Below are 23,382 nucleotides of genomic sequence, written 5' to 3'. Positions count from 1 at the left end.
ATTTTCATTGGGATAGTCACTCAGGAAGGAGCTTATGACGAAAAAAATGCAGCATTTCTCGCTTAAAGTGCTGACGATAAACATTCATAAAGGCTTCACAGCATTTAACCGCCGCTTCATTTTACCGGAGCTGCGCGACGCGGTGCGCACCGTCAGCGCGGATATTGTCTGCCTGCAGGAGGTGATGGGCGCACACGAAGTGCATCCGCTTCACTTTGAGAACTGGCCCGACACGCCGCACTATGAATTTCTGGCCGACACCATGTGGAGTGATTATGCCTACGGCCGCAACGCGGTCTATCCGGAAGGGCATCACGGCAACGCGGTGCTGTCCCGCTACCCCATTGAACATTACGAGAACCGCGACGTTTCCGTCGGGGAGAGCGAAAAACGCGGCCTGCTTTACTGCCGCATTACCCCGCCCGACCTTGAGCTGCCCATCCACGTCGGCTGCGTTCACCTGGGCCTGCGCGAAGCCCATCGTCAGGCGCAGCTGAAAATGCTGGCCGAATGGGCCAACGCGCTTCCCGAAGGTGAACCGGTGGTGGTGGCGGGCGATTTCAACGACTGGCGACAGCGGGCAAACCATCCGCTGAAGGTGGATGCCGGGCTGGAAGAGATTTTTACTCGCGCCAACGGCAGGCCTGCGCGTACCTTCCCGGTCCGTTTCCCGCTGCTGCGGCTTGACCGCATCTACGTAAAAAATGCCCATGCCAGCAGCCCGACCGCCCTGGCGCTCCTCAACTGGCGGCATCTTTCCGACCATGCCCCGCTCAGCGCGGAGATCCACCTATGAAATGTTCCTGGCAGGAAGGCAACCGGATCACGCTGCTGGTCAACGGGGACGAGTATTACCCGGCCGTGTTTAAGGCGATTGATCACGCCCAGCAGAAGGTGATCCTCGAAACCTTTATCTGGTTCGAAGACGACGTGGGCAAGCAGTTGCATAGCGTGCTGCTGCGCGCCGCCCGGCGCGGCGTCAAAATTGAAGTGCTGCTTGATGGCTATGGTTCGCCGGATCTCAGCGATGCGTTTGTGAATGAATTGACCTCCGCGGGCGTGGTGTTTCGCTACTACGATCCCGGCCCTCGCCTGTTCGGCATGCGGACCAACCTTTTCCGCCGGATGCACCGCAAAATTGTGGTGGTGGATGAGACGGTGGCGTTTGTCGGCGGCATTAACTACTCCGCGGAGCATATGTCCGACTACGGCCCGGAAGCGAAGCAGGACTACGCCATTCGCATTGAAGGCCCGGTGGTGCAGGACATCTTACTGTTTGAGCTGGAGAACCTGCCGGGTAAAGAGGCCGTTCGCCACTGGTGGAGACGCCGCCATCGCCCGGAAGAGAACCGGAAGCCCGGCGAAGCGCAGGCCCTTTTCGTCTGGCGGGATAACGGCGAGCACCGGGACGACATAGAACGTCATTATCTCAAGATGCTCGCCAACGCGAAGCGCGAAGTGATTATTGCTAACGCCTACTTTTTCCCGGGCTATCGTCTGCTGCACGCCATGCGCAATGCGGCCCGACGCGGGGTACGCGTGAAGCTAATTGTGCAGGGCGAGCCGGATATGCCGATTGTCAAAGTGGGCGCACGCCTGCTGTATAACTACCTGGTGAAGGGCGGCGTACAGATCTACGAATATCGCCGCCGACCGCTGCACGGCAAAGTGGCGCTGATGGACGATCACTGGGCCACCGTGGGTTCGAGTAATCTCGATCCGCTGAGCTTATCGCTCAATCTCGAGGCTAATCTGATCATTCACGATCGCCAGTTTAACCAGACCCTGCGGGATAACCTGCAGGCGCTAATCGTTAACGACAGCGTGCGCGTGGACGAGTCCATGGTCCCCAAACGTACCTGGTGGAACCTGGGCATCAGCGTGGTGGTGTTCCACTTCCTGCGCCATTTCCCGGCGATGGTCGGCTGGCTTCCGGCGCATACGCCTAAGCTGGCGCAGGTGGACCCGCCGGTACAACCGGAAATGGAAACCCAGGACCGTATTGAAGCGGAAGATGGAGGCAAACCCTGATGTCGAAATCGCATCCGCGCTGGCGGCTGGCAAAAAAGATCCTGACCTGGCTGTTTTTTATTGCGGTCGCCGTTCTGCTGGTGGTCTACGCGCAGAAAGTTGACTGGGAAGAAGTGTGGAAAGTCATCCGCAACTATAACCGGATGGTGCTGCTGGGCGCTGTGGGGCTGGTTATTGTCAGCTACCTGATGTACGGCTGCTATGACCTGCTGGGCCGCGCTTACTGCGGCCACGAGCTGGCCAAACGTCAGGTTATGCTGGTGTCGTTTATCTGCTACGCCTTTAACCTGACGCTGAGCACCTGGGTCGGCGGCATTGGCATGCGCTATCGCCTTTACTCGCGGCTCGGCCTGCCGGGCGGGACCATCACGCGCATTTTCTCGTTAAGCATCACCACCAACTGGCTGGGCTATATTCTGCTCGGCGGGGTGATCTTCACCATCGGCGTGGTGCAACTGCCCGCGCACTGGTATATCGATGAGGCCACGCTGCGCATTCTGGGCATCGTGCTGCTACTGATTATCGCCGTTTATCTGTGGGCCTGCGCGTTTGCCAGACGCCGCCATATGACCATCAAGGGGCAAAAGCTGGTTCTGCCCTCGTGGAAGTTTGCGGTGCTGCAGATGGCGGTCTCCAGCGCCAACTGGATGGCAATGGGGGCCATTATCTGGCTGCTGATTGGCGAGGACGTGAACTACTTCTTCGTGCTGGGCGTGCTGCTGGTGAGCAGTATTGCGGGCGTAATTGTGCATATTCCTGCCGGGATCGGCGTGCTGGAGGCGGTATTTATCGCGTTGCTGGCCGGGGAGCATGTCTCTCAGGGAACGATTATCGCCGCCCTGCTGGCGTACCGCATGCTGTATTATTTCCTGCCGCTGGCGCTGGCAACGGTCTGTTATCTGGTGCTGGAGAGTCGGGCGAAGAAGCTGAGAGCGAAGAACGAGAAGGCGTTGGCGAAATAAAAGCAAAACGGCAACCTTGTTGCCGTTTTTGATGTTTGTTCCCTCTCCCGTGGGAGAGGGTCAGGGTGAGGGCACCAGACCGCACCGCCACCCGGCAAAACAACCTTAACGACGGTTGCCTAAAATTCGCAGCAGCATCAGGAACAGGTTGATGAAGTCCAGATACAGCGTCAGCGCGCCCAGAATGGAGTATTTGCGCAGGTTGGAACTGTCGCGCACGTCGATCTGCTCACCGATGTTTTTCAGCTTCTGGGTGTCATAGGCCGTTAACCCCACGAAGAGCACCACCCCGATATAGGTCACAGCCCACATCAGCGCGTCGCTCTTCAGCCACAGGTTCACCAGCGACGCCAGCACAATCCCGATCAGCCCCATAAACAGCATGCTGCCGAAGCCGCTCAGATCGCGCTTCGTGGTGTAACCGTACAGGCTCATCGCACCAAACATCCCGCCGGTCACCACGAAGGTGCTGGCGATGGATGAATAGGTGTAAACGATGAAAATGCTGGAAAGCGTCAGGCCCGTTAGCGCCGAATAGAGCATAAACAGGGTCGTTGCCATGCCGGCACTCAGCTTGTGCACCAGACCAGAAAGCACAAACACCAGCGCCAGCTGCGCAATAATCAGCCCAAAGAAGGTGATTTTGCTGGAGAAGATAAACATCATCAGCTCCGGCGTGTTCGCTGCATACCACGCGATAAACGCGGTAAGCAGCAGGCCAACCGTCATCCAGCCATACACCTGAGCCATATACGTCTGCAGGCCGCTACGGGTCTGCTGTACTATTGAATCGGAACGCGGAAATCGGTCCATGATTCACTCCTGATTAAGATTAAGTAGACACACTCGTTAAGAGTAACACATCCACGTAAACCAACTACCAACGGCTGGCGGCCTGCTTATCGCTGTCGCGAGATTCTACCCAGCGATCCCCTTCCGGCGTGGCTTCGCGCTTCCAGAACGGGGCTTTGGTTTTGAGGAAATCCATAATGAACTCCCCTGCCGCAAACGCGCTGCCGCGGTGGGCGCTGGTCACGCCGACGAAGACAATCTCCTCGCCGGGCCACATCTCGCCGATACGGTGAATAACCGTGACGCGCCCGAGCGGCCAGCGGCCTCGCGCCTCGTCGACAATCTCCGCCAGCGATTTCTCCGTCATGCCGGGATAGTGCTCCAGCGTCAGCGCCTTCACGCTGTCACCGAGGTTGTGATTGCGCACCTTGCCGGTAAAGGTCACGACCGCGCCGTCTTCATCGCGTTCCGCCAGCCAGCCGTATTCGGTCCCTACGTTAAAACGCTCAGGACTCACCAGAATTCGGGTTTCAGCCATCTTAGCCCCCTGTGACCGGCGGGAAGAAGGCCACTTCATCCCCGGCCTTCAGCGGATGGGTAAGCTCCACCAGCGTCTGGTTAACGGCGGCCAGCAGCTTGCCTTCGTCGAGCGCCAGCGCCCAGCGGTCGCTCTGTGCCGCCAGATGCGCGCGCAGGGCCGCAACGTTTTCAAAAGAGGCATCCAGAGTCAGGCTGTCGGTATTCACCAGCTCGCGCACCTGCGCAAAAAAGAGCACCTTAATCATGGCTGTCCACCTTAAAATCACCGGATTTGCCGCCGCTTTTTGCCAGCAGGCGAACCGGGCCAATCACCATATCTTTCTGCACCGCTTTGCACATGTCGTAGATGGTCAGCGCGGCAACGGAGGCCGCCGTCAGCGCCTCCATCTCCACGCCGGTTTTGCCGGTTAAGCGGCAGAGTGACTCAATGCGCACGCGACTCTGCTCCGGCTGCGCCTGCAGGTTCACCTCCACCTTGCTCAGCATCAGCGGATGGCACAGCGGGATGAGATCCCAGGTGCGCTTGGCGGCCTGAATACCCGCGATGCGCGCGGTCGCAAAGACATCACCCTTGTGATGGCTGCCGTCGATAATCATCGCCAGCGTTTCCGGCAGCATGGTGACGAACGCTTCGGCGCGCGCCTCGCGCACCGTTTCCGCTTTGGCGGAGACGTCCACCATATGCGCTTCGCCAGCGGCGTTAATGTGGGTCAGTTGTGACATAGCTTATTTCTTTAAATGGGGATGGAAATTACACGGACGGGTACGGGCGTCCAGCTGCGGGGCGATGATGTTTTCCCACGCGGTGCGGCAGGCTTTCGTCGAGCCCGGCATGGCGAAAATCAGGGTTTTGTTCGCCACCCCGGCAACGGCGCGCGACTGCAGCGTGGAGGTGCCAATCTCTTCAAAGGAGAGCATGCGGAACACCTCGCCGAAGCCTTCCACCTCGCGGTCGAACAGCGGGAGCAGCGCTTCAGGCGCCTGATCGCCCGCGGTAAAGCCGGTGCCGCCGGTGATCAGCACCACCTGCACCTCATCACTGGCGATCCACTGCGAGACCTGCGCGCGAATGGCGTAGCGGTTCTCCTTCACGATCGCTTTATCAACAATGTTATGCCCCGCGTCATGGGCCGCCTCGCGCAGCCAGTGGCCGGAAGTATCATCCTCTTCGCCACGGCGGTCGGAAACGGTAAGGATCGCAATGCGTGTCGGGATAAATTCTGCACTGACCTGACTCATCTTCTGATTCCTTCTTAAGACTGGTTACCCGCCAATGTAAGACAGGTTCTGAGTAATGCCGGTATTGCCCTGATGCAGGAAGTGGGTCTGTTTTTTATGCGTCAGTGCTTCAGAAATGCGCGCTTCAAGCGCCTCCTGCTGCGCATCGTCTTCCAGCAGATCGCGAAGGTCCACGCCGCCGTCGCCGAACAGGCAGAGATGGAGTTTGCCCACGGAAGAGACGCGCAGGCGGTTGCAGCTGGCGCAGAAGTCTTTCTCGTAAGGCATGATAAGCCCGATCTCGCCTTCATAATCAGGATGGCAGAAGACCTGCGCCGGACCGTCGCTGCGCTGGCGGATCTGGTGGATCCAGCCGCGCCTGAGCAGCTCGTCGCGCAGCACCATGCCGGAGATGTGATGGCGGCGAAACAGCTCGCTGCCCTCGCCGGTTTCCATCAGCTCAATAAAACGCAGCTGAATGGGGCGGGTTTTGATCCACGCCAGGAAAGTATCGAGCTGGTGATGGTTTACATCACGCATCAGCACCGTGTTGACTTTGACTTTTTCGAAGCCGGCCGCAAATGCCGCATCGATACCGTCCATGACCTGCTGGAATTTATCCTGGCCGGTAATGGCGTGAAACTGGCGGGCGTCCAGACTGTCCACGCTGACGTTAATGGCGGTTAAGCCCGCATCGCGCCAGGTGGCTACGTCGCGCGCCATACGGTAACCGTTGGTGGTTACCGCAATCTGGCGGATACGTTCGTTTTCACGCACGGCGGCAATGATGTCGGGGAAATCGCGGCGCAGCGAGGGTTCACCGCCGGTAAGGCGCACTTTTTCGGTGCCGAGCTCAGAGAAGGCGCGCGTGACGCGGCGCACTTCATCCACGGAGAGAAAGCCGTTATTGGTGACGCTGCCCGGTTTGTAGCCATCGGGCAGGCAGTAGGTGCAACGGAAGTTGCACACATCGGTAATCGACAGACGTAAGTAATAAAACTTACGCGCGAAAGCATCAGTAAGTTGTGAAGCCATGTACACCTTTCCAGATCGGGAGGCACAGTCATTTCTTTCTGTACCCTGGTGGCAAATTCGCCACGGCCAGAGCGCCATATCTTTCGACACAGGCACAAGGGCTAGAGTGTATGTTTTCAATTTTGAAAACGTGGTTAGGGCGATAGTAGCGCGGAAATTCTCACGACGCCATTATCGCCTTTCGCTATATAGTTACGTATATAGCGAATCAATCCTGCATTTTCGCTACAGAATACCTAAAAACCGCATTTTCACATTGATATACGTCATTTTGCGTCGGGTGAGGCATCGTCTTTTAGGGGTAGTTAGGTTACTGTTACGCGATCGAACGTGATAAGGAATACGTATGCGCAATCGCACTTTTGCGGATCTTGACCGAGTGGTCGCTCTTGGCGGAGGACACGGCTTAGGCCGGGTTATGTCCTCTTTGTCGTCACTCGGCTCAAGGCTGACAGGGATAGTGACCACCACCGACAACGGCGGCTCAACCGGACGCATTCGTCGTGCCGAAGGCGGTATTGCCTGGGGAGACATGCGCAACTGCCTGAACCAGTTAATTACCGAGCCAAGCGTCGCGTCGGCGATGTTTGAGTACCGTTTTGGCGGTAATGGCGAACTTTCCGGACATAACCTCGGAAATTTGATGTTAAAGGCGCTCGATCACCTGAGCGTAAGGCCTCTGGAAGCCATCAACTTAATCCGTAATCTGCTCAAAGTGGACGCATTCCTGATCCCCATGTCTGAACAACCGGTTGACTTGATGGCCATCGACGCCGAAGGGCATGAAGTTTACGGCGAGGTGAATATCGACCAGCTCATCCTGCCGCCCACGGAGTTAATGACCTATCCGAGCGTACCCGCCACGCGAGAAGCGGTGGAGGCCATCGGAGAAGCGGATCTTATCCTGATCGGTCCGGGCAGTTTTTATACCAGCCTGATGCCCATTCTGCTGGTGAAAGAGCTGGCGCAGGCGCTGCGCCGCACCCCTGCCCCGATGGTTTACATCGGCAACCTGGGACGTGAACTGAGTCCGGCGGCGGCGAGCCTGTCGCTGGCAGATAAACTTGAATTAATGGAGCAGTACGTCGGCAAAAAAATTATCGACGGCGTCGTGGTCGGGCCGAAGGTGGATGTGTCGGGTATTGGCGACCGCGTGGTGGTGCAGGAGCCGCTGGAAGCGAGTGACATTAAGTATCGCCATGACCGTCACCTGCTGCGCGAGGCGCTGGAGAAGGCGATTCAGGCGCTGGGCTAGATTCGTTTTGTGCGGCCTGATGCCCTCACCCCGGCCCTCTCCCTCAGGGAGAGGGAGAAAACAACGCTTTACTCACGATGCCGCGATGAAAAGATCCCGCAGCTGATGAAGCTGGTCGCGGATCTGCGCCGCTTCTTCGAACTCCAGGTTCTGCGCGTGCTGCATCATCTGCCCTTCCAGCTCGTGGATTTTCTGCTGCAGCGCTTTCGGCGTCAGCACGACGGTATCTTCTTCCACCACTGAACGCGCCTTGCCGCGACCTTTCGCTTTGGTTTTGGCAATGTTCTGACCCAGCGCCAGAATATCCACCACCTTCTTGTTCAGCCCCTGCGGGGTAATGCCGTGCTCTTCGTTGTAGCGCTGCTGTTTCTCGCGGCGGCGCTCCGTTTCGCCAATCGCTTTCGCCATCGACGGGGTGATTTTGTCACCGTACAGAATCGCTTTCCCGTTGACGTTACGCGCGGCGCGGCCGATGGTCTGGATCAGCGAACGCTCGGAACGCAGGAAACCCTCTTTGTCCGCATCCAGAATCGCCACCAGCGAGACTTCAGGCATGTCCAGACCTTCTCGCAGCAGGTTGATCCCCACCAGCACGTCAAACTCGCCCAGACGCAGATCGCGGATAATCTCCATGCGCTCCACGGTGTCGATATCCGAATGCAGATAGCGCACCTTCTCGCCGTGCTCTTCGAGATACTCGGTGAGGTCTTCCGCCATACGCTTGGTGAGCGTGGTCACCAGCACGCGCTCGTTGATGGCGGAACGGGCGCGGATCTCTGAGAGCAGATCGTCCACCTGCGTAGCCACTGGACGAACTTCAATAATTGGGTCGAGCAACCCGGTCGGACGCACAACCTGATCGACAACGTCTTCACCGGATTTCTCCAGCTCGTAGTTGCCCGGCGTGGCCGAGACGTAAATGGTTTGCGGCGCTAATGCCTCAAATTCTTCAAACTTCATCGGACGGTTATCCAGCGCTGACGGCAGGCGGAACCCGTACTCTACCAGCGTCTCTTTACGCGCCCGATCACCGCGGTACATCCCGCCGATCTGCGGGATCGTGACGTGGGATTCGTCGATCACCAGCAAACCGTCTGCCGGAAGGTAGTCAAACAGCGTCGGCGGCGGCTCGCCCGGCCCGCGCCCGGAGAGGAAGCGCGAGTAGTTTTCAATGCCGGAGCAATAGCCCAGCTCGTTCATCATCTCAAGGTCAAACTGGGTACGCTGGCTCAGGCGCTGCTCTTCCAGCAGCTTATTGTTCGCCAGCAGCACCTTACGGCGCTCGGCCAGCTCCACTTTGATCTCTTCCATCGCCTGCACGATACGCTCGCGCGGCGTCACGTAGTGCGTTTTCGGGTAGATGGTGAAGCGCTGGATCACTGATTCAATGTGTCCGGTCAGCGGGTCGAAGAGCGACAGGCGTTCAACCTCTTCGTCAAACAGCTCGACGCGCAGCGCCATATCGTCCGATTCCGCCGGGAAGATGTCGATCACCTCACCGCGTACGCGGAAGGTGCCGCGCTGGAACGCCTGGTCGTTACGGGCATACTGCAGCTCCGCTAGACGGCGAACGATGGCGCGCTGGTCGATAATCATCCCCTGCGTCAGGTGCAGCATCATCTTGAGATAGAGATCCGGATCGCCCAGACCGTAGATCGCGGAAACCGACGCGACGACGACCACATCGCGACGCTCCAGAAGCGCCTTCGTGGCCGACAGACGCATCTGCTCGATGTGCTCGTTCACCGAGGCATCCTTCTCGATGAAGGTGTCAGAGCTCGGTACGTAGGCTTCAGGCTGGTAGTAATCGTAGTAGGAGACGAAATACTCCACCGCGTTTTCCGGGAAGAACTCTTTCATCTCGCCGTAAAGCTGCGCGGCCAGGGTTTTGTTGGGTGCCAGCACCATCGTTGGGCGCTGGAGATCCGCAATCACGTTGGCGATGGTGAACGTTTTACCCGAGCCGGTTACCCCCAGCAGCGTCTGGTGCGCCAGCCCGTCTTCCAGGCCCTCTTCCAGACGACGGATCGCCTCAGGCTGATCGCCAGATGGACGGAAAGCAGAATTCAATTTGAACGGTTTACTCATGGGCGACAACCTGATGACGTTATAAGCGGCAGGTGAGTAATTTTACTCGTTGTTGCCAGGAATGCCAGTAAAAAACACTGGATGAAAAACCAGTAGCATGTCAGGATATTTAGCATAGCGCCTGAATGATTAGCGCGATAGCGGCCAAAATTTGGACTGTGACAATATAAAACACCAGTCAGGTCAGGTTATCCCCAGAACTTTTTCTTTTTTAACATTTGTCAAGCCAGGTAATGATAGTTTTGTGGCAACGGGTGACACTTTCATGACGGGAATTGCTTTTATCTAAGCAATTAAATAATAAACGATATTTTCTAAAGCCGCGTTTCGCGCCAATTTGGGCGTAAGCCGCGTCTTCTCTCGCTTATCGCGTGTTTTCTAACTCTAATGCACATGGTTATCCACAGGAATAGTGGATAACTGCTTCCAGCCCATGCAGACTGGCGCTCGGCAAATTCCCGGTTTTTCCCACGAGACCGCAGTAAAAAAATTTTATAGCTATTTTTTGATGATTAACAGTTGCGTCATTCATAACCAACCGATGGGATCTTGCTCACATTTTCATCATTTCGGATTCTGCACCACAACTCACCACCTCCAGCACCGTCGATGTGCAATTCCCTTTTTTCTCAGCCCCTCTCTGGTGACTTATTCCTAAAAAAGCCGTTTTTTTGAACACTTTTCGGTTTCTGGCAGGGGTTTTGCAGATTCAAACGCGAGCCTCACCTACACACATTTTTAAGGAGAAAAAGATGTTGAGTCTGCGTGCTGTGAATCAGTTTTACGGAAGCCAACATACGCTATGGAACGTGAATTTGGATTTTCCGCAAGGGATGTGTACAGGCGTCGTTGGCCTGCCGGGGATGGGGAAAACCACCCTCATGAATTGCATCGCCGGGAGAGTGCCCGTTGAAAGCGGTAGCATCATCTGGCACGAGGCGGGCGCACCGCCGCGCGACTTGCTTAACCTGCCGCCAGAACAGCGCTCAGGACCGGGGATAGGCTATGTCCCGCAGGACAGGCGGATCTTCTCCCAGTTAACGATTGAGGAGAATCTGCATATTGCCATGCGGGCGATGGGGAAACCCAACCCGGAGGCGAAAAATGACGTTTACGACCTGTTTCCGGCGCTCTACGCATTGCGACTGGCCCGTGCGAACACGCTCTCTCCGGACGACCAGTACCAGCTGGCGCTGGCTAATGCGCTGGTGAACCGTCCGCACCTGCTGATCCTCGATGAGCCTCTGCACGGCGCAGGACACAGCTTCGCCCAGAAGCTGGGGCAGCTGCTGGTGCGCTTAAACCGGGAGTTTGGTATGACGGTGCTATTAGCGGAGCAGCAGCTGTCGTTTATCCGCCGGGTTGCGGACCGCTTCTGCATGCTCTATCGCGGGCGTAACGTGGCGCAGGGCCACGTTAACGAGCTGGATGACGAGCTTATCGCGCACTGGATGTCGCGGGAAGCAAGACGCTGAGATCGAGATAACGCCCGGTGTCGGCATTTTCCACGCCGTCAGCAAGCCAGGGAATTTCCCCGAGGCACGGGGCGGGAAGTACTCGCCTGAGCGTCGCCAGATACTCCTGGTGTCGTTTCCCCGGCGCAACCACGTCGTTGGCTATCCAGCCCGCCAGCGTCAGCCCGGCCTGCTGTACGGCCTGCGCGGTCAACATGGCGTGATTGATGCAGCCCAGCCTGACGCCGACGACCAGAATGACGGGAAGCTGCTCGGCCTGCACCCAGTCAGCAAACGTCTGCGTGTCCGAAAGCGGCGTAAACCAGCCGCCTGCGCCTTCCACCAGCACCCAGTCGGCCTGGCTTTCCAGCGTCCGTAACCCGGCTGACAGCACGGTGAAATCAATCGGACGACCTTCGTCAGCGCTGATGATGTGCGGCGAGGTCGGCTCGGCAAAGGTGTACGGATTCACCGCTGAATAGGCAAGCTCACGCGTGCTGTTACGCTGGAGCGCCAGCGCGTCGGTATTGCGTAACCCTTCCGCCGTCATCTCGCTGCCGGAAGCAACCGGCTTATATCCGGCGGTGTTTTTCCCAAGCTTTCGCGCCGCCTGCAGCAGCGCCGAGCTGGCCACCGTTTTTCCCACTTCCGTATCCGTTCCGGTGACAAAATAACGTTCACTCACGTTCGATAATCCCATGAAAAAGTTGATAAGAGAGCGGGAAATGTCCCCGCTGCTGCGGCCAGGCCAGCTCCAGACGCTGCAGCTGTCCCCGGGTCAACGGTTTTTTCTCGCGTCCGGTATGCAGGTGCGTGGCCCCGATGCCCTTCAGCGAGCGCATCGCGCTCAACGCATCGCTAAAATTGAGGGTGATGGTCTGCACCGTGCTGCAATAGCGCCAGCCTGCCAGCGCCTGCGTCACCTGCTCATGCGATAAAAATCGGTTAGCGTGCGGCTGCTCATCCACCGCTTTCCACGCCTGATTCAGCTCCGGCAGCGAACTTTCCAGCAGGGTGGTAAAGGCTACCTTCCCGCCCGGTCGCGCGACGCGATAAAGCTCGCGCAAGGCCTGCGGCAGGCTGCTGCACCACTGGACCGCCAGATGACTCCAGACCAGATCGAACTGCGCATCCGCCAGCGGGATCGCCTCGATATCCGCCAGCAGATAGCGATCCGCTGCCTGCCTCTGACGCGCCTCGTCGAGCATCTGGTCCGAGAGGTCGATAGCCGTCACCTGGCTTCCCGTCCCGCGCCAGTAGCGGCTGTTGCTGCCGGGACCACATCCGGCGTCCAGCACCTGCGGAAAGCGGTTCTCGCCAAGCGCGGCCAGAAGCCCCTGCGCGCTCAAACGCTGCAGCTCATCGTGCTGCGAATAGCTCTGCGCGGCCCGGCCAAATGCCGCCGCAACGGCCTGTTTATTCACCGGCGTCATGGAGCGCCTCCAGCAGCGTCTGGATATCCCGAGCCTCATGCGCCGCCGTCAGGGTTAAACGCAGCCGCGCGGTGCCCGGCGGGACCGTTGGCGGGCGAATGGCGGTCACCCACATGCCGCGCTGGCGCAGCGCCTGTGCCAGCGCCAGCGCGCGGCCGTTTTCGCCGACAATCACCGGCTGGATGGCGCTCTGCGAATCGGGGCTGTGGAAGGGCAGCGCCGCTAGCCCCTTGCGGAAGCATGAGATATGGTCTGCCAGCCGCTGGCGACGCTCATCTCCTTCCGCGCTGCGGATCAACGCCAGCGACGCAGACAGCGCCACGGCCTGCGCCGGGGGCATGCTGGTGCTGTAGATCAGGTGCCGGGCAAACTGCAGCAGATAGTCGGCGACGGACTCGCTGCACAGCACGGCGGCGCCGCTGGCGCCAAAGCCTTTGCCGAAGGTGACAATCAGCAGCTCCGGCTTTACGTTTTGCTGATGCGCGCTGCCGCGACCTTCGTCACCCACTACGCCAATGCCGTGGGCGTCGTCAACCAGCAGCCAGGCGTTTTGCCGCTTTGCGGCCTCGTGCAGCGCGGCAAGCGGGGCGCTGTCGCCGTCCATGCTGAACACCCCTTCGGTGACCGCCAGCTGCTGTCCGTCGCAGGGTTTATCCAGCAGCGCGGCGAGTTGCCCCGCATCGTTATGGGTAAAGCGGCGCAGCTGCGCCGGGCTTAAATTTGCCGCCTCCAGCAGCGAGGCGTGGCTCAGGCGGTCAGCGACAATACGGTCCTCTTTTCCCATCAGGGCGGTAATGACCGCCTGGTTGGCGGCAAAGCCGGAGATGAACAGCAGCGCGCGCGGGTAGCCGAGCCAGTCGGCAAGCGCCTCTTCCAGCGCCTGATGCGCCGTGGTGTAGCCGCTGACGTGTCCCGAGCCGCCGCTGCCCACGCCAAACCGCTCCGCACCCTGCTGCCAGGCGCGGATGATGGCAGGATGCTGGCTCAGCCCGAGATAGTCGTTGCTGGAGAAATTACAAAACTGCCGCCCCTCGCGGGTAAGAAAACGGCCCGCGCCGTTTTCCACCACCCTGCGAACGCGAAACGCCTCTGCCGCCCGGCGTTCGTCCAGCGCGGTATTAATGCGTGCCTGCCAGGTCATACGGCTGCCGCGTTGTAGAACTGGTCGGTGTCGGCGTTGAAAATCTGCTGCTCCAGCTGCTGCTGTTGCTCGTTATCGCCCGTCAGCACATCGGTCTGATGCGGGTTAAGCCCCAGTTTGCGGAACAGCTGAACGTCTTTGTCCTCTTCCGGGTTCGGCGTGGTCAGCAGCTTGCAGCCGTAGAAGATGGAGTTGGCTCCGGCCATAAAGCACATCGCCTGGGTCTGCTCGTTCATCTGCTCGCGACCGGCAGAGAGGCGCACGAAAGAGGTCGGCATCATGATGCGCGCCACCGCGATGGTGCGAATAAAATCAAACGCATCCACGTCGTCGTTGTCCGCCAGCGGCGTTCCCTTAACCTTCACCAGCATGTTGATCGGCACGCTTTCCGGCGGGGTCGGCAGGTTTGCCAGCTGCAGCAGCAGGCCCGCGCGGTCTTTCACCGTTTCGCCTAAGCCGACAATACCGCCCGAGCAGACCTTGATCCCCGCGTCACGCACTTTATCCAGCGTGTCCAGACGCTCCTGATAGGTCCTCGTGGTGATGATGTTGCCGTAAAACTCCGGCGAGGTGTCGAGGTTGTGGTTGTAGTAGTCCAGCCCTGCGGCGGAGAGGCGCTGCGCCTGCTCCTCGTTTAATGTGCCGAGCGTCATACAGGCTTCGAGGCCCATCTCCTTCACGCCCTTCACCATCTGCTCCAGATACGGCATGTCGCGGTCGTGCGGGTTCTTCCACGCCGCGCCCATGCAGAAGCGGGTCGAGCCGGCGTTTTTCGCCTTGCGAGCGGAGTCGAGCACCTGCTCCACTTCCATCAGCCGTTCGGATTCGAGACCGGTTTTGTAGCGCGCGCTCTGCGGGCAATATTTGCAGTCTTCAGGACAGGCACCGGTTTTGATCGACAGCAGCGTGCTGACCTGAACATGGCGCGGATCGAAGTGCTGACGATGCACCTGTTGGGCTTCGAACATCAGCTCAAGGAAAGGTTTGTTGAATAATTCAGTGACTTGCGACATCGTCCAGCGTGCGTGGTGAGCCATCGGGCTTCTCCAAAGGGTTTTGTTAATTTTCGGTTCGGTTTATACTCGTAAACCTAAAACTTTTCAAAATGGTTTACAAGTCGATTATGACCCAGGACGATCTCGCCTTCGACAAGCAGCATATCTGGCACCCTTACACTTCCACTACCCGCCCTCTTCCCGTTTATCCGGTGGCCTCGGCCCACGGCTGCGAGCTGCACCTCGCCAGCGGCGAACAGCTCGTTGACGGGATGTCTTCGTGGTGGGCGGCCATTCACGGGTACAACCACCCGCGCCTGAATGCGGCGATGAAGGCCCAGATTGACCAGATGTCGCACGTGATGTTTGGCGGAATCACCCATCAGCCCGCGGTGGATTTATGCCGTCGCCTAGTGGCGATGACGCCTGAGTCGCTGGAGTGCGTGTTCCTGGCCGATTCCGGCTCCGTGGCGGTGGAAGTGGCGATGAAAATGGCGCTGCAGTACTGGCACGCGAAGGGTGAAACGCGCCAGCGCTTCCTCACCTTCCGCAACGGCTACCATGGGGATACCTTCGGGGCGATGTCGGTGTGCGATCCGGACAACTCGATGCACAGCCTGTGGAAAGGCTATCTGCCGGAAAACCTGTTTGCCCCTGCCCCGCAGAGCCGTTTCGACGGCGAGTGGAACGAGATGGACATGGTCGGCTTCGCGCGGCTGATGGCGGCGCATCGCCATGAAATCGCCGCCGTGATCCTGGAGCCGATTGTGCAGGGCGCAGGCGGAATGCGGATGTACCATCCGGAATGGCTGAGGCGTATTCGCAAGATGTGCGACCACGAGGGCATTCTGCTGATTGCCGATGAGATCGCCACCGGCTTTGGCCGCACCGGCAAGCTGTTTGCCTGCGAACATGCGGGCATTGCGCCGGATATACTGTGTCTGGGCAAGGCGCTGACCGGCGGCACCATGACGCTCTCCGCCACGCTCACGACCCGCCAGGTGGCCGACACCATCAGCGACGGCGAGGCCGGCTGCTTTATGCACGGCCCGACGTTTATGGGCAACCCGCTGGCCTGCGCCGTCGCAAGCGAAAGCCTCGCCATTCTGGAGAGCGGCGAGTGGCAGACGCAGGTGGCGGCGATTGAGGCGCAGCTGAAAGAGGAGCTGAGCGCCGCCTCTGGCGCAAATTTCGTGGCAGACGTGCGCGTGCTGGGCGCCATCGGCGTGATTGAAACCACCCATCCGGTGAATATGGCGGCGCTGCAGCGCTTCTTCGTTGAGCAGGGCGTCTGGGTGCGGCCTTTCGGCAAGCTTATCTACCTGATGCCGCCGTACAGCATTACGCCAGAGCAGCTGCGTAAATTAACCGACGCGGTTGTAACAGCCGTTAACATTCCCGCGCATTTCACGATGTAACCCTATGCATTACACTTGCTGAACGAGCGATCAACAAGGGTAAACCGTATGAAAATCATCAGTAAAGATCTGCGCGACGGTGAAAAACTGCCGGAACGCCACGTATTCAACGGCATGGGGTATCAGGGAGACAACATCTCCCCGCACCTGGCGTGGGATGAGGTTCCGGCCGGAACAAAAAGCTTTGTCGTGACCTGCTACGACCCGGATGCGCCGACCGGCTCCGGCTGGTGGCACTGGATTGTGGCGAACCTGCCTGCCGACACGCGCGTCCTGCCGCAGGGTTCAGGTTCAGACCTGGTTGCCCTGCCTGAAGGCGCCATTCAGACGCGCACCGATTTTGGTAAAGCGGGCTACGGCGGCGCGGCGCCGCCAAAAGGGGAAACCCACCGCTATATCTTCACGGTGCACGCGCTGGATGTGGAGAAGATTGAGGTCGATGAAGGGGCGAGCGGCGCGATGGTAGGGTTTAACGTGCATTTCCATTCGCTGGGCAGCGCGTCGATTACGGCGATGTATTCATAATAGTGCGGGCTGATGCCCTCACCCCAGCCCTCTCCCACAGGGAGAGGGTGAAAACCGGGCAATTCCCTCTCCCTGTGGGAGAGGGTGAGGGCAAAAAATCACAGCACCGAAGGTAACAGTCCTACAAGGCTTCCCTCTTCCAGAAGCTGCATCGCCTTATCAATATCCGGCGCAAAGAAGCGGTCATCATCGTAGTGCGATACGTGCTCGCGCAGCACATGACGCGCCTGCTCCAGCAGCGGGCTGGATTTTAGCCCTTCACGCAGATCGACACCCTGACATGCCGCCAGCCACTCCACCGCCAGCACGCCGCGGGTGTTGGAGGCCATTTCCCACAGACGACGCCCGGCAGCCGGCGCCATCGAAACGTGATCTTCCTGGTTCGCTGACGTTGGCAGGCTGTCCACGCTGTGCGGGTGCGACAGGGCTTTGTTCTCGCTCGCCAGCGCCGCCGCGGTCACCTGGGCAATCATAAAGCCCGAGTTGACCCCGCCGTTACGCACCAGGAACGGCGGCAGCTGGGACATATGTTTATCCATCATCAGCGCGATGCGGCGCTCGGACAACGCGCCGACTTCGGCAATCGCCAGGGCGATATTATCCGCCGCCATTGCCACCGGCTCGGCATGGAAGTTGCCCCCGGAGACCACCTCGTTTTCCTGGGCGAACACCAGCGGGTTATCGGACACCGCGTTGGCCTCCACCAGCAGCACTTCTGCCGCCTGGCGCAGCTGCGTCAGGCACGCGCCCATCACCTGCGGCTGGCAGCGCAGGGAATAGGGATCCTGAACCTTCTCGCAGTTGTGGTGTGAATCCGCGATCTCGCTGGTGTCGGTAAGCACGTGACGGTACATCGCGGCGACATCAATCTGCCCGCGCTGACCGCGCACCTCGTGGATGCGGGCATCGAACGGGCGACGCGAGCCCAGCACGGCTTCGGTGGTCAGCGCACCGCACACCACCGCTGAGGCAAACAGATCTTCCGCTTCAAACAGGCCGCGCAGCGCGAAAGCGGTCGATGCCTGCGTGCCGTTCAGCAGCGCCAGCCCCTCTTTCGCCGCCAGGGTGATCGGGTTTAACCCGGCTTTTTTCAGCGCCTCTTTCGCAGGAAGCCACTCGCCCTGCCAGCGCGCTTTGCCTTCCCCCAGCAGCAGCAGCGACATGTGCGCCAGCGGCGCAAGATCGCCGGAGGCACCGACGGAACCTTTTGCCGGGATCCACGGATAGACTTCCGCATTGACCAGCGCCATCAGCGCCTGAATCACGCTCAGTCGAATGCCGGAGAAGCCGCGGGCCAGGCTGTTGATTTTGAGCACCATCATCAGACGGACAATCTCATCATCCAGTGGCTGACCCACGCCCGCCGCGTGTGACAGCACCAGCGAACGCTGTAAGTTTTCCAGATCGTGTGTCGCGATGCGGGTCTGCGCCAGCAGGCCAAAGCCGGTGTTAATCCCGTAGGCGGTGCGCCCTTCGGCAACGATGGCTTCGACGCAGGCGACGCTGTCGTTAATGGCGGCATGGGCACTTGCATCCAGCGAAAGGGTGACCGGCTTGCGCCAGACGTTACGCAGCTGCTTGAGCGTCAGCGAGCCGGGAGTGAGTGTTAATGCGTTCATTAATGCTTTCCTTGTGTGGCAGGGATCATCGGCAGGTTAAGGCCCTGCTCTTTGGCACAGTCAATGGCAATTTCGTAACCCGCATCCGCGTGACGCATCACGCCGGTTGCCGGGTCGTTGTGCAGTACGCGAGCGATACGCGCGGCGGCTTCATCGGTTCCGTCGCAGACGATGACCATCCCGGAATGCTGGGAGAAGCCCATCCCCACGCCGCCGCCGTGGTGCAGCGACACCCAGGTCGCGCCGCTGGCGGTATTCAGCAGAGCGTTCAGCAACGGCCAGTCGGAGACCGCATCCGAGCCGTCGCGCATGGCTTCGGTTTCGCGGTTCGGGCTGGCGACGGAGCCGGAGTCCAGGTGGTCGCGGCCGATGACGATCGGCGCGGAGACTTCACCGCTGCGCACCATTTCGTTGAAGGCGAGGCCGAGTTTTTGACGCCACTCCAGCCCTACCCAGCAGATACGCGCCGGCAGGCCCTGGAAGTTAATGCGCTCGCGGGCCATGTCCAGCCAGTGGTGAAGATGTTCGTCATCAGCGACGATCTCCTTCACTTTGGCGTCGGTTTTGTAGATATCCTCCGGGTCACCGGACAGGGCAACCCAGCGGAACGGACCGATACCGCGGCAGAACAGCGGGCGAATATAGGCAGGAACGAAGCCCGGGAAGTCAAAGGCGTTATTCACGCCCATCTCTTTCGCCATCTGGCGAATGTTGTTGCCGTAGTCAAAGGTCGGAATGCCCATCTGGCTGAAGGCCAGCATGGCGGAGACGTGCTCGGCCATGGAGCGTTTCGCGGCAAGCACCGTGCCTTCCGGGTCGGTTTCCGCTTTTTGCTGATATTCTTCCCACGTCCAGCCTTTTGGCAGATAGCCGTGCAGCGGGTCATGGGCGCTGGTCTGGTCGGTGACCAGATCCGGGCGCACGCCGCGGGCGACGAGTTCAGGAAGAATGTCCGCCGCGTTGCCGCACAGGGCAATCGACACCGCTTTGCCTTCGGAGGTGTATTTTTTGATGCGCGCCAGCGCATCGTCCAGATCGGTTGCCTGCTCATCGACGTAGCGGGTGCGCAGACGGAAATCAATGCGGCTCTGCTGGCACTCAATGTTGAGCGAGCACGCGCCGGCAAGCGTGGCGGCCAGCGGCTGCGCGCCGCCCATGCCGCCGAGACCCGCGGTCAGCACCCAGCGACCTTTGAGCGAGCCGTTATAGTGCTGGCGACCGGCTTCCACGAAGGTTTCGTAGGTGCCCTGCACGATCCCCTGGCTGCCGATGTAGATCCAGCTCCCGGCGGTCATCTGGCCATACATCGCCAGCCCTTTCGCATCCAGTTCGTTGAAGTGTTCCCACGTGGCCCAGTGCGGCACGAGGTTAGAGTTAGCGATCAGCACGCGCGGCGCGTTTTTGTGCGTTTTAAACACGCCAACCGGCTTGCCGGACTGCACCAGCAGGGTTTCGTCGTGTTCGAGTTCGGTCAGGGATTTTACAATCGCGTCATAGCATTCCCAGTTGCGCGCGGCGCGGCCTATGCCGCCGTAGACCACCAGCTCGTGGGGGTTCTCCGCCACCTCAGGGTCGAGGTTGTTCATCAACATGCGCAGCGGGGCTTCGGTGAGCCAGCTTTTGGCGGTAAGCGTGGTGCCGCGCGCGGCGCGGACGTCCTGCTGGCGGTATTTACCTGACGACATTGTGTGCTCCTCATAGGGGACAGATGATGCATTTAGATATACTTGTATAGACAAGCACACACAAGGTCAGATTTAACAAAAAAGATACAATTTTGTTATATTGCGTTAGCGATCACGCTTATAAAACTTATGACATGAAGTGGCCCTGCAGCCGGTAGCGATTCCCCGGGAAAAGCAGCCGGGCATGCGACACAATGTGCGACGAGGACCAGGTACGGCGGCGGATCAGCAGGCACGGATCGTGCTCTTTAATGCGCAGCCTTTCGCACTCCTGCGGCGTGGCGCGCACGGCCTCCACAATGTGCTCCCCTTCAGTCAGCGGTGCGACGAGCGAGAGATAGGCATGCGGCGTGGTCTGGGTGTAATCCTGGTTCAGATAGTCCGGTATCCGCTCAGCGTTAACGCAGCGATCTTCAATCTGCACCGGAATGTCGTTTTCGAAATGCACCATCACGGAGTGGAAGATGCGGCTTCCCTCCTTGACGTTAAGCTCTGTGGCCTGCTCGGCGCTGGCCTGGGTCTCTTCGAGCACCAGCACCTCGCAGCGGTGCTGATGATTACGCGCGGCTATCTCGTCCGCAATGCTGCGGATTTCAAACAGCGCCGACTGTCCTTTCGGTTCCGCCACAAACGTCCCCACGCCCTGCAGGCGCACCAGAAGCCCTTCGTCGGTCAGCTCGCGCAGCGCCCGGTTGACGGTCATCCGGCTAAAACCAAACTGCGCCACCAGCTCGGCCTCGGAAGGAATGCGATCGTGCGGGCGCCAGACGCCGGTAGCGATTTTTTCGCTAATTGCCTGCTTCACCTTTTCGTAGAAAGGCGCGGGAGGGCTCGGCTGCGGCAGAGGTGAGCGTGAAAACATCGTGACTCCTTGAATAGTGTTATGCCCACCAGTGAGCAATTTGCCAGGCCAGGCGGGCGGCGAGCTTAGCGCCCTGCCCGTCCCGATCGTACTGCGGGTTAAACTCTACCAGATCGGCGGCCTGTAGCTTACCGCTGCGGCAGATTTGTTCGATAACCGGGAGAAGATCCAGCGCCGGTATGCCTAACGCAGCCGGTGCGGACACGGCAGGCATTTCGCTGGCGGGCAGGACGTCCAGGTCGATTGTCAGATAGATACGATCGGCCTGCGCCAGCACCCTTTCCAGGGCGGATAGCGCATCGCGCCTGAAATGAAGATCTTCCACCAGCGTGACGTTCAGGCGTTCGGCCTCATCCCACAGCGCCAGCGTGTTCGCCGCCCGGCTCACGCCAAGGCAGGCGTAGTGAAATTCCCGCCCGCGCTCATCGCAGTAGCGCGCCAGCTGGCGAAACGGGGTGCCGGACGTCGCCCGGTCGGCCTTGCGCAGATCGAGATGGGCATCAAGGTTGATAATGACAACCCGCTCGCTCGGGAAGGCGTCCAGCACGCCGCGACCGTGCGCCCACGCGGTTTCGTGCCCGCCGCCAAACACCAGCGTCCGCATCCCGGACTGCTGACAGGCCGTGACGGCATCGCTTAACGCCTGCTGTGCCGCTTCCAGCTCGCCGCCTTCAACGTACACCGAGCCCATATCCGCCAGCCGGTCATGCCCCTGATGGCTTGCCATATTTGCCAGCGCTTTTCGCAGCATATCCGGTGCCTGCACGGCGCCGGGCCTGCCCTGATTGCGTTTTACCCCTTCATCACATTCAAAGCCTATCAGCGCGATGCCGGATGAAAGCGGCGTGAACTGGCCCTGCTGCTTTATCGTCTGGAAAATGCGCTTTGCGCTGCTGGCCTCGGCGCTGTCATCGCGCCCCTGCCAGACGGTTTCGGCTACGGGCCGCCATAACCTCATACTGCCTCCCCACGGAAAATACGTTTATACAGCGGATTGCGTCCCGGCTCGTAGACCATCTCTACCGGATGATGAGCATCCCAGACGATAAAATCGGCGACAAACCCTGCCCGCAGCTGCCCGTGGGTTTCACCGCGGCCCAGCGCCTGCGCGGCATGGCGCGTGACGCCAGCCCAGGCTTCTTCCGGGGTCAGGCCAAACTGGACGCAGGCCATGTTCATCGCCAGGTGCAGGCTCGTAAACGGGCTGGTGCCGGGGTTATAGTCGGTGGCGACCGCCATCGGCACGCCCTGTTTTCTGAGCTGTTCAACCGGTGGACGCTGGCGCTCCTGAAGAAAATAGAACGCACCCGGCAACAGGACCGCAACCGTGCCGCTTTGCGCCATCGCCTGAACGCCTGCGTCGTCGAGATACTCAATATGATCGGCGGAAAGGCCCTTATACTGGCTGACCAGCGCCGCGCCGCCCTGATTCGACAGCTGTTCGACATGCCCTTTCACCGGGATACCCAGCGCGGCGGCGGCCTTGAAGAGGCGTTCGGTTTGCGACGGGGTAAAGCCGACGTTTTCACAAAACACGTCGACTGCTTCATATAACTCTTTTTGCCACAGCGTGGGCAATATCTGCTCGCAGACCAGCGTGAGGTACGCATCAGGATCCTGCCGGTATTCCGGCGGAACCGCATGGGCCGCCAGCAGCGTTGGGCTGATATCAATCGGATTATTGAGGCCCAGCTGGCGGGCAACCTGCAGCATCTTCTCTTCGGCCTCGGCGTTGAGGCCGTATCCTGATTTAATTTCAACGGTCGTCACGCCTTCATTCATGAGACGCTGGAGCCGCTGCTGCGCCAGTTTCAGCAAGGTTTCGGCTGAGCTGCTGCGCGTCGCCGTCACGGTAGCGTTAATCCCGCCCCCCTGGGCGCTAATGGTTTGATAAGAGACGCCGTTCAGACGCTGCTCCCACTCCGCCGCGCGGTCGCCGCCAAATACCAGGTGGGTATGGCAGTCAATCAGGCCAGGCGTGACCAGACGTCCCTGAAGATCGACACAGTGACGGTGTCCGGAAGAAATGTCAGATTCAGGGATCGCGGCCAGAATAGTGTGGCCGCGCACGACCAGGGCGTGTTGCTCTTTCAGTCCATAAGGCGCAGGTACGTCCGGAGCCATCGTAGCCAGTCGCGCATTTCGCCATATTACATCGTCGGGATGAATCTGCTGCATGGGGCATTCCACTTGTCTTAGGTTGTATAGACATTTATTTGCATCCACCGTCTACTGTCAACCGCCTTGACTGAAAATGTTATTTATTTGTGATCACTTACCTGCCGCTCCGGGGCTAAAAATGCAACTTTTACCCTTTTTATCTTCCCGT

General features: G+C 59.4%; 23 protein-coding genes and 1 riboswitch. Of the genes, 7 read left to right on the top strand and 16 right to left on the bottom strand.

Annotated elements, in window-relative coordinates; all coding sequences use genetic code 11:
* The first annotated feature begins 34 nt into the window (after positions 1-34).
* The 3 genes from ACOTZC_RS00220 to ACOTZC_RS00210 are packed head-to-tail and all read left to right on the top strand — an operon-like array spanning position 35 to position 2,993.
* Positions 35-796 (top strand): endonuclease/exonuclease/phosphatase family protein, encoded by a 762-nt coding sequence (locus ACOTZC_RS00220; RefSeq protein WP_163353582.1) that lies wholly within the window; start codon positions 35-37, stop codon positions 794-796.
* Positions 793-2,031, top strand: a complete 1,239-nt coding sequence (gene clsB / locus ACOTZC_RS00215) for a cardiolipin synthase ClsB (protein ID WP_421635532.1) — start codon at positions 793-795, stop codon at positions 2,029-2,031. Before ACOTZC_RS00220 ends, clsB begins: the two co-directional genes overlap by 4 nt.
* Complete coding sequence (locus tag ACOTZC_RS00210; RefSeq protein WP_421635531.1) at positions 2,031-2,993, top strand: lysylphosphatidylglycerol synthase domain-containing protein; 963 nt, start codon at positions 2,031-2,033, stop codon at positions 2,991-2,993. Before clsB ends, ACOTZC_RS00210 begins: the two co-directional genes overlap by 1 nt.
* Before the next feature lie 105 nt (positions 2,994-3,098).
* Here ACOTZC_RS00210 and ACOTZC_RS00205 read toward each other — a convergent pair whose 3' ends face one another.
* The 6 genes from ACOTZC_RS00205 to moaA all read right to left on the bottom strand — a co-directional run bounded on the left by ACOTZC_RS00205 (position 3,099) and on the right by moaA (position 6,578).
* Complete coding sequence (locus ACOTZC_RS00205) at positions 3,099-3,806, bottom strand: Bax inhibitor-1/YccA family protein (RefSeq protein ID WP_008501145.1); 708 nt, start codon at positions 3,804-3,806, stop codon at positions 3,099-3,101.
* 64 nt (positions 3,807-3,870) lie between these two features.
* Entirely contained in the window at positions 3,871-4,323 is a 453-nt protein-coding gene (moaE, locus tag ACOTZC_RS00200) for a molybdopterin synthase catalytic subunit MoaE (RefSeq protein ID WP_045403777.1), read from the bottom strand.
* A 1-nt stretch (position 4,324) separates the two neighbouring features.
* Complete coding sequence (gene moaD, locus ACOTZC_RS00195; RefSeq protein WP_008501143.1) at positions 4,325-4,570, bottom strand: molybdopterin synthase sulfur carrier subunit; 246 nt, start codon at positions 4,568-4,570, stop codon at positions 4,325-4,327.
* Positions 4,563-5,048, bottom strand: a complete 486-nt coding sequence (moaC, locus tag ACOTZC_RS00190) for a cyclic pyranopterin monophosphate synthase MoaC (RefSeq protein WP_023292962.1) — start codon at positions 5,046-5,048, stop codon at positions 4,563-4,565. Before moaC ends, moaD begins: the two co-directional genes overlap by 8 nt.
* A gap of 3 nt (positions 5,049-5,051) precedes the next feature.
* On the bottom strand, positions 5,052-5,564 hold the full coding sequence (moaB, locus tag ACOTZC_RS00185) for a molybdenum cofactor biosynthesis protein B (protein ID WP_045403780.1): 513 nt from the start codon (positions 5,562-5,564) through the stop codon (positions 5,052-5,054).
* A gap of 24 nt (positions 5,565-5,588) precedes the next feature.
* Positions 5,589-6,578 carry a GTP 3',8-cyclase MoaA gene (moaA, locus tag ACOTZC_RS00180; protein ID WP_045403782.1) on the bottom strand — a complete coding sequence of 330 codons (990 nt, stop codon included), beginning with the start codon at positions 6,576-6,578 and terminating at the stop codon, positions 5,589-5,591.
* Positions 6,566-6,699: riboswitch (molybdenum cofactor riboswitch) on the bottom strand. (Overlaps the previous gene by 13 nt.)
* Positions 6,700-6,924: 225 nt before the next feature.
* Here moaA and yvcK point away from each other — a divergent pair.
* Positions 6,925-7,833 (top strand): uridine diphosphate-N-acetylglucosamine-binding protein YvcK, encoded by a 909-nt coding sequence (gene yvcK / locus ACOTZC_RS00175; RefSeq protein ID WP_023310851.1) that lies wholly within the window; start codon positions 6,925-6,927, stop codon positions 7,831-7,833.
* Between the two features lie 72 nt (positions 7,834-7,905).
* Here yvcK and uvrB read toward each other — a convergent pair whose 3' ends face one another.
* Complete coding sequence (uvrB, locus tag ACOTZC_RS00170; RefSeq protein ID WP_109846300.1) at positions 7,906-9,921, bottom strand: excinuclease ABC subunit UvrB; 2,016 nt, start codon at positions 9,919-9,921, stop codon at positions 7,906-7,908.
* Between the two features lie 752 nt (positions 9,922-10,673).
* On the opposite strand from uvrB, the gene ACOTZC_RS00165 reads away from it, so the two are divergent.
* Complete coding sequence (locus ACOTZC_RS00165) at positions 10,674-11,396, top strand: ABC transporter ATP-binding protein (RefSeq protein ID WP_023310849.1); 723 nt, start codon at positions 10,674-10,676, stop codon at positions 11,394-11,396.
* Here ACOTZC_RS00165 and bioD read toward each other — a convergent pair.
* The 4 genes from bioD to bioB are packed head-to-tail and all read right to left on the bottom strand — an operon-like array spanning position 11,359 to position 14,986.
* Complete coding sequence (gene bioD / locus ACOTZC_RS00160; RefSeq protein ID WP_045403786.1) at positions 11,359-12,060, bottom strand: dethiobiotin synthase; 702 nt, start codon at positions 12,058-12,060, stop codon at positions 11,359-11,361. The genes ACOTZC_RS00165 and bioD overlap by 38 nt on opposite strands.
* Positions 12,053-12,808, bottom strand: a complete 756-nt coding sequence (gene bioC / locus ACOTZC_RS00155) for a malonyl-ACP O-methyltransferase BioC (RefSeq protein ID WP_045355743.1) — start codon at positions 12,806-12,808, stop codon at positions 12,053-12,055. The genes bioD and bioC overlap by 8 nt, the downstream gene beginning before the upstream one ends.
* A complete protein-coding gene (bioF, locus tag ACOTZC_RS00150; RefSeq protein WP_213751003.1) occupies positions 12,792-13,949 on the bottom strand; it encodes an 8-amino-7-oxononanoate synthase in 1,158 nt (385 codons plus the stop codon). The genes bioC and bioF overlap by 17 nt, the downstream gene beginning before the upstream one ends.
* The gene (gene bioB, locus ACOTZC_RS00145) at positions 13,946-14,986 is read right to left on the bottom strand and encodes a biotin synthase BioB (RefSeq protein ID WP_163353573.1); all 1,041 of its coding nucleotides are present in this window, start codon (positions 14,984-14,986) and stop codon (positions 13,946-13,948) included. Before bioB ends, bioF begins: the two co-directional genes overlap by 4 nt.
* An 86-nt stretch (positions 14,987-15,072) precedes the next feature.
* Here bioB and bioA point away from each other — a divergent pair, with 86 nt between their 5' ends.
* Positions 15,073-16,362 (top strand): adenosylmethionine--8-amino-7-oxononanoate transaminase, encoded by a 1,290-nt coding sequence (bioA, locus tag ACOTZC_RS00140; protein WP_411860031.1) that lies wholly within the window; start codon positions 15,073-15,075, stop codon positions 16,360-16,362.
* A gap of 48 nt (positions 16,363-16,410) precedes the next feature.
* Positions 16,411-16,887 (top strand): kinase inhibitor, encoded by a 477-nt coding sequence (locus tag ACOTZC_RS00135; RefSeq protein ID WP_008501131.1) that lies wholly within the window; start codon positions 16,411-16,413, stop codon positions 16,885-16,887.
* A gap of 98 nt (positions 16,888-16,985) precedes the next feature.
* Here the strand turns inward: ACOTZC_RS00135 and hutH are convergent, their stop codons facing one another.
* The 5 genes from hutH to hutI all read right to left on the bottom strand — a co-directional run bounded on the left by hutH (position 16,986) and on the right by hutI (position 23,231).
* Entirely contained in the window at positions 16,986-18,506 is a 1,521-nt protein-coding gene (gene hutH, locus ACOTZC_RS00130; RefSeq protein ID WP_023310843.1) for a histidine ammonia-lyase, read from the bottom strand.
* Positions 18,506-20,191: a urocanate hydratase gene (gene hutU, locus ACOTZC_RS00125; RefSeq protein ID WP_045355747.1), complete on the bottom strand. Its 1,686-nt coding sequence runs from the start codon at positions 20,189-20,191 to the stop codon at positions 18,506-18,508. The genes hutH and hutU overlap by 1 nt, the downstream gene beginning before the upstream one ends.
* 127 nt (positions 20,192-20,318) lie before the next feature.
* Positions 20,319-21,053, bottom strand: coding sequence for a histidine utilization repressor (locus ACOTZC_RS00120; protein WP_126302875.1), 735 nt, complete (start codon positions 21,051-21,053; stop codon positions 20,319-20,321).
* A 19-nt stretch (positions 21,054-21,072) separates the two neighbouring features.
* Positions 21,073-22,011 carry a formimidoylglutamase gene (hutG, locus tag ACOTZC_RS00115; RefSeq protein ID WP_126302876.1) on the bottom strand — a complete coding sequence of 313 codons (939 nt, stop codon included), beginning with the start codon at positions 22,009-22,011 and terminating at the stop codon, positions 21,073-21,075.
* On the bottom strand, positions 22,008-23,231 hold the full coding sequence (gene hutI / locus ACOTZC_RS00110; protein WP_248168889.1) for an imidazolonepropionase: 1,224 nt from the start codon (positions 23,229-23,231) through the stop codon (positions 22,008-22,010). The genes hutG and hutI overlap by 4 nt, the downstream gene beginning before the upstream one ends.
* Positions 23,232-23,382: the final 151 nt, after the last annotated feature.

It is taken from the genome of Enterobacter cloacae complex sp. SHL009 (genome assembly GCF_049237205.1).
GTDB classification, from domain to species: domain Bacteria; phylum Pseudomonadota; class Gammaproteobacteria; order Enterobacterales; family Enterobacteriaceae; genus Enterobacter; species Enterobacter cloacae_M.
Note: the sequence above shows the minus strand (reverse complement) of the source record. Positions and strands in the feature narration are given on the sequence as shown.

Coding starts and splice junctions, on each gene's coding strand:
- ACOTZC_RS00220 (WP_163353582.1), top strand. CDS start 35: ATGACGAAAAAAATGCAGCATTTCTCGCTTAAAGTGCTGACGATAAAC.
- clsB (WP_421635532.1), top strand. CDS start 793: ATGAAATGTTCCTGGCAGGAAGGCAACCGGATCACGCTGCTGGTCAAC.
- ACOTZC_RS00210 (WP_421635531.1), top strand. CDS start 2,031: ATGTCGAAATCGCATCCGCGCTGGCGGCTGGCAAAAAAGATCCTGACC.
- ACOTZC_RS00205 (WP_008501145.1), bottom strand. CDS start 3,806: ATGGACCGATTTCCGCGTTCCGATTCAATAGTACAGCAGACCCGTAGC.
- moaE (WP_045403777.1), bottom strand. CDS start 4,323: ATGGCTGAAACCCGAATTCTGGTGAGTCCTGAGCGTTTTAACGTAGGG.
- moaD (WP_008501143.1), bottom strand. CDS start 4,570: ATGATTAAGGTGCTCTTTTTTGCGCAGGTGCGCGAGCTGGTGAATACC.
- moaC (WP_023292962.1), bottom strand. CDS start 5,048: ATGTCACAACTGACCCACATTAACGCCGCTGGCGAAGCGCATATGGTG.
- moaB (WP_045403780.1), bottom strand. CDS start 5,564: ATGAGTCAGGTCAGTGCAGAATTTATCCCGACACGCATTGCGATCCTT.
- moaA (WP_045403782.1), bottom strand. CDS start 6,578: ATGGCTTCACAACTTACTGATGCTTTCGCGCGTAAGTTTTATTACTTA.
- yvcK (WP_023310851.1), top strand. CDS start 6,925: ATGCGCAATCGCACTTTTGCGGATCTTGACCGAGTGGTCGCTCTTGGC.
- uvrB (WP_109846300.1), bottom strand. CDS start 9,921: ATGAGTAAACCGTTCAAATTGAATTCTGCTTTCCGTCCATCTGGCGAT.
- ACOTZC_RS00165 (WP_023310849.1), top strand. CDS start 10,674: ATGTTGAGTCTGCGTGCTGTGAATCAGTTTTACGGAAGCCAACATACG.
- bioC (WP_045355743.1), bottom strand. CDS start 12,808: ATGACGCCGGTGAATAAACAGGCCGTTGCGGCGGCATTTGGCCGGGCC.
- bioF (WP_213751003.1), bottom strand. CDS start 13,949: ATGACCTGGCAGGCACGCATTAATACCGCGCTGGACGAACGCCGGGCG.
- bioB (WP_163353573.1), bottom strand. CDS start 14,986: ATGGCTCACCACGCACGCTGGACGATGTCGCAAGTCACTGAATTATTC.
- bioA (WP_411860031.1), top strand. CDS start 15,073: ATGACCCAGGACGATCTCGCCTTCGACAAGCAGCATATCTGGCACCCT.
- ACOTZC_RS00135 (WP_008501131.1), top strand. CDS start 16,411: ATGAAAATCATCAGTAAAGATCTGCGCGACGGTGAAAAACTGCCGGAA.
- hutH (WP_023310843.1), bottom strand. CDS start 18,506: ATGAACGCATTAACACTCACTCCCGGCTCGCTGACGCTCAAGCAGCTG.
- hutU (WP_045355747.1), bottom strand. CDS start 20,191: ATGTCGTCAGGTAAATACCGCCAGCAGGACGTCCGCGCCGCGCGCGGC.
- ACOTZC_RS00120 (WP_126302875.1), bottom strand. CDS start 21,053: ATGTTTTCACGCTCACCTCTGCCGCAGCCGAGCCCTCCCGCGCCTTTC.
- hutG (WP_126302876.1), bottom strand. CDS start 22,011: ATGAGGTTATGGCGGCCCGTAGCCGAAACCGTCTGGCAGGGGCGCGAT.
- hutI (WP_248168889.1), bottom strand. CDS start 23,231: ATGCAGCAGATTCATCCCGACGATGTAATATGGCGAAATGCGCGACTG.